We start from the raw sequence: 3,837 nt of genomic DNA, 5'->3' as shown, positions 1-3,837 counted from the left end.
CGGCGGGGAGCCACTCTTTCCGTCATCCACCTATGGCAGGGTTGGTCCCGGAATCTACCGATATGAGCTCGAAATCGCGCGACGCGGGAGTTCCGACACCGTCACATGGGAGACCCTTTTCTTCCGCCCGCATCGTGCCCGCAAGCGGTTTCGCATCTTTGAACGAGCGGAAAAGGAAAGCATCAAGTGGAGCCGGTTCTTCCCTCCGAGCGGCCTCGGACGGCTGGCCAAGCTTCGCCCCGATGTCAGCATCGTCTCGACTTATGCTCAATTCGGACATGAGGTGGCGCTTGCCGTGCAACAAGCACTCCGAAAAGTGTTTTTTAATCTTTTGATCTACAAAGAGGATCTCTCCCCCGATCAGCTTGCGACCCAGTTCCGTCAGTCAAAAGAGCTCCTCAATGCCTGCAACCATGACGTGCGGCGTCTGGATCTGGGCTTGGCCGAAATCAAGTTGGCGCCAGGAACAAATCTCTTCCAATTCTGCCACGACAGCCTGGAGGAACCCATTCCTTGGATTTTCGAAAGTCATGGGACGCAGTCGTTCCTTCGCTCTTTCCCTCGCATCTGGTGGGCGCTTCAAGCGGGGGGCTGCGCTCTCCTCGATGAGCTCGACGCCTCGATCCACCCGGACATCCTAAAGGAAATTCTCCGTTGGTTCCGGGATCCGGAAAGAAATCCTCGAAACGGCCAACTCTTCTTCACCTGCCAAAACACAGCCCTCCTCGCAGATCTTCAAAAAGAAGAGATCGTCCTGTGTGAAAAGGATGGTCACGGTTTCACCGATGTGTTCCCGCTGGCCGACGTGAAGAATGTCCGTCGCGGCGAAAACTTCTTTCGCGGCTATCGCAGCGGCAGCTACGGTGCGCTTCCCAACATTGGATGAAGAAGCGCTCTCTCCGCCGGCGCCCGTCGCTGTCGCGGCGGCGGAAGAAGGTGATTTATGTAGGGTGCGAGGGCAAAAGCGAAGAGGCCTACGTGGCACTGCTCAACGAGTTCATCAAAGAACAAAAGCTCGACCTGTGGCTAGAGGCGGATCGGCTCAACCCGGGCGCCGGAGATCCATTGGAATTGGTGAGAAAAGCAAGCAAACACGTCCGAAAAGAGGGTCGAAACGCTTTTGCATACAAAGTAATCCTCTTGGATCAAGACCGCTGTAGCCAGAATCCGCAGAAGGCCAAAGAGGCCCGGGAACTGGCCGAGAAGGAGGGAATTTTGCTTCTATGGCAAGACCCAAACCATGAGGGATTCCTGCTGCGCCATCTCCCCGGCTGCCAAGATCAAAACCCCACCACGGCAGAAGAGGCCGAACGGAGGTTAAGACAGAAGTGGCCGGAATACGAAAAGCCGATGGCCAGGAAAGACCTTGAGAAACGCATTGATTGGGACGGTGTCAGGAGAGCGGCAGGCAAGCTCCCCTGTCTCCAGTCACTGCTTGAGAAGATAGGTTTGGTCCGAGCGTAGACATCTCCCTTGCCGATTCGGTTCCGCTCCCTCTCGTGCGAAGCCACCCGCCGGTGAGCAATGGCCGTTCCTCGTGCCCGTGACCAGGGCGGATTACCCAATGCGGAGGAGGTTATCCGCTCGTAACGAAGGAAGCTTTCTTGTGGCTTCTACCAGGGAATCTTTCGTCTTGTGATCTAGTCGCACCCGGCAGGATTTGAACCTGCGACCAACGGATTAGAAATCCGAGCAGCAAGCTGCTTCTACCAGATATTCGACGCTTCCCGCCATTTTCTTCTCGCCAGTTTCTCGCCAGTTATGGCCGGATAGGGGCATGAGGAAGGAACCCCTGCCACCGAGAATCAAAAAGTTGAGCACGCCGGTTCCTATCGACCGGAAGAAACCGGAAGCCGGCGTTTACCGATATGTCCTCGAATACGCCGCCAAGGATGAAGACGGCGGGGAGTGGAAACGCCAGAGGCGCTATTTCACGTCCTGGAATGCCGCCGAGGCTGCCTGCCGGGAGATGAAGCAGAGAGCACGGATCGCCGGGGAGGGGGCTCTCGGGATAAAGCCCGGGGATGCCGAAGATTTGGCGAAGATGAGAGAGCTTCTCGCCGACATCGAGACCGAGCCCCTGGCCGCCGTCAGGGAATGGGTGGAAGCGAAGCGGCTCCTGCAATCCTGCGGGGACAATGTGATTGATGTGACCCGCGAGTGGGCCGAACAAAAGAAGCGGGAACTCGAAAGCAAGACGGTGGAGGAGGCGAGCGAGTTGTTCCTCAAAGCTAAAGAGGCGGATGGCGCGCGTCCCAGGTATCTGAGCGACCTTCAGCAATGCATGAGGCTCTTCTCCGAGGCCTTCGCCGGCAAAAAAGTCGCCGCGCTTACCCCGAAGGACATCGCCGATTGGATCGGCAGCCTCCCGGTCGGCCCGGTACGGCGTCGCAACATTCGCGTCATGCTCGGCGTCTTCCTCAATCATGCGGCGCGCATGGGCTGGTGTTCCAAAGGGATAATCGAGGATGTCCCGGCCCCTCGCGTGAAACCGGCGAAGACGGAAACGTTCACCCCTGATGAATCCTGCGCCTTGTTGGAGGCGGCAAGCCGAATCGCTCCCGCGCTGGTTCCCTATCTCACTCTCGGGCTCTTCTGCGGCCTTCGGACGGCGGAGCTGGATCGTCTCGACTGGCAGCACGTCAACGACAAGAAGGTCCGCATCGAGGCCGACGTTGCGAAGACGGCTTCGAGGCGGGTTGTGCCGATCCCGGAAAACGCGGCAGCCTGGATTGCGCCCTACCACAGGAAGTCCGGCCCGGTGCGCCCGCCCAACGCCCGCAGGTTCCTGGGGAAGGTGTTGGCCGCATCGGGAGTGAAGTGGAAGCCCAATGCCATGAGGCATTCCTTCGCGAGCTACAGCCTAGCGGCCACAAACGATGCGCCCCGGGTAAGCCTTGAACTCGGCCATATGTCGCCGGCGCTGGTCTTCCGCCACTACCGGGCGCTGGTAAGCCAGGAGGATGCCCACCGCTACTTCTCCATTCGCCCGCCTGCCGCCTCATCCAACGTGATCCCGATCGCCGCCGGCAGGCGCTGAAACGCCATCAACCGCATCAAGCCCGGCGGGAGCCGGTTCCGTGTCGGGTTGTGCCGGCTTGCTGGAAGCACCGCAAATCGGGGGCGATGGTGCCCGGTTGCCGGCCGGCGGAAAGGAACCGTCTCCGCCGCCCGCCTTCCGATGCCCTTCATGGCGCTTGCAGCTCGCGTTGACGATGGAGGCTCTCCAAAAATCGAACGGAAACGGCCCTACGAACGCGATACCGGCAGCCGTCGGATCTTTTCTCCCCCCACTGCCGCCCCCGAAACGCGCTCCTGCGCGATCCTGGCATGGGTTCCAACAGGAATCACCCTGCAGGAGCATGCCTTGGCAGCGAGCCTGGATCCGGATTCTGGCCTCTACCAGAAGACTCCCCGACAACACCCAATTAAATCCCTAACCCGCTCACCCGGATAGGCCATACCCGCACCTACGGGCATCTGGTCTCGCTTAACCTTCTTCGCACACAAAATCACGCTAGTGGCCGAAGAGAAAATCCGAAATAAGAAGCCGCGCCTGCGCAGCCCGACGCGCCGATCGCGCGAGAAGGACATCGAGGTCTTCCGCGTCAAGGAGACCGGCAAGAATCCCGGCAGGCCGTGGACCGTGACCGGAGTCTACCTGGACGGGAAAAGGGTCAGGCGCTTTTTTGCGACCCGGGACGAGGCGGAACTCTTCGCCCGGCGCCATAAGCTGTTGAAGACATGTCAAACTGACCGCTTTAGTAACAAGTGATCTGACCGCTCGGGATATTGGATTGTTGTTTCCTTTGGGGTTGTTGCCCTTGCCCCGGGGCA

At 59.4% G+C, this 3,837-nt stretch carries 4 protein-coding genes; all 4 read left to right on the top strand.

Annotated elements, in window-relative coordinates; all coding sequences use genetic code 11:
• Positions 1-886, top strand: an 886-nt coding sequence (locus MAMT_RS05030) for an AAA family ATPase (protein ID WP_142659915.1), incomplete at its 5' end; no start/stop codon positions are given.
• Positions 883-1,464, top strand: coding sequence for an RloB domain-containing protein (locus MAMT_RS05025; RefSeq protein WP_142659914.1), 582 nt, complete (start codon positions 883-885; stop codon positions 1,462-1,464). The genes MAMT_RS05030 and MAMT_RS05025, both read left to right, overlap by 4 nt.
• A gap of 313 nt (positions 1,465-1,777) precedes the next feature.
• On the top strand, positions 1,778-3,040 hold the full coding sequence (locus MAMT_RS05020; protein WP_142659913.1) for a tyrosine-type recombinase/integrase: 1,263 nt from the start codon (positions 1,778-1,780) through the stop codon (positions 3,038-3,040).
• A gap of 480 nt (positions 3,041-3,520) precedes the next feature.
• The gene (locus MAMT_RS05015; RefSeq protein ID WP_142659912.1) at positions 3,521-3,775 is read left to right on the top strand and encodes a hypothetical protein; all 255 of its coding nucleotides are present in this window, start codon (positions 3,521-3,523) and stop codon (positions 3,773-3,775) included.
• Positions 3,776-3,837: the final 62 nt, after the last annotated feature.

Source organism: Methylacidimicrobium tartarophylax (assembly GCF_902143375.2).
GTDB classification, from domain to species: domain Bacteria; phylum Verrucomicrobiota; class Verrucomicrobiia; order Methylacidiphilales; family Methylacidiphilaceae; genus Methylacidimicrobium; species Methylacidimicrobium tartarophylax.
Note: the sequence above shows the minus strand (reverse complement) of the source record. Positions and strands in the feature narration are given on the sequence as shown.

Bases quoted from the DNA above. Each gene is read 5' to 3' on its own strand.
- MAMT_RS05020 (WP_142659913.1), top strand. From the start codon at position 1,778: ATGAGGAAGGAACCCCTGCCACCGAGAATCAAAAAGTTGAGCACGCCG.
- MAMT_RS05025 (WP_142659914.1), top strand. From the start codon at position 883: ATGAAGAAGCGCTCTCTCCGCCGGCGCCCGTCGCTGTCGCGGCGGCGG.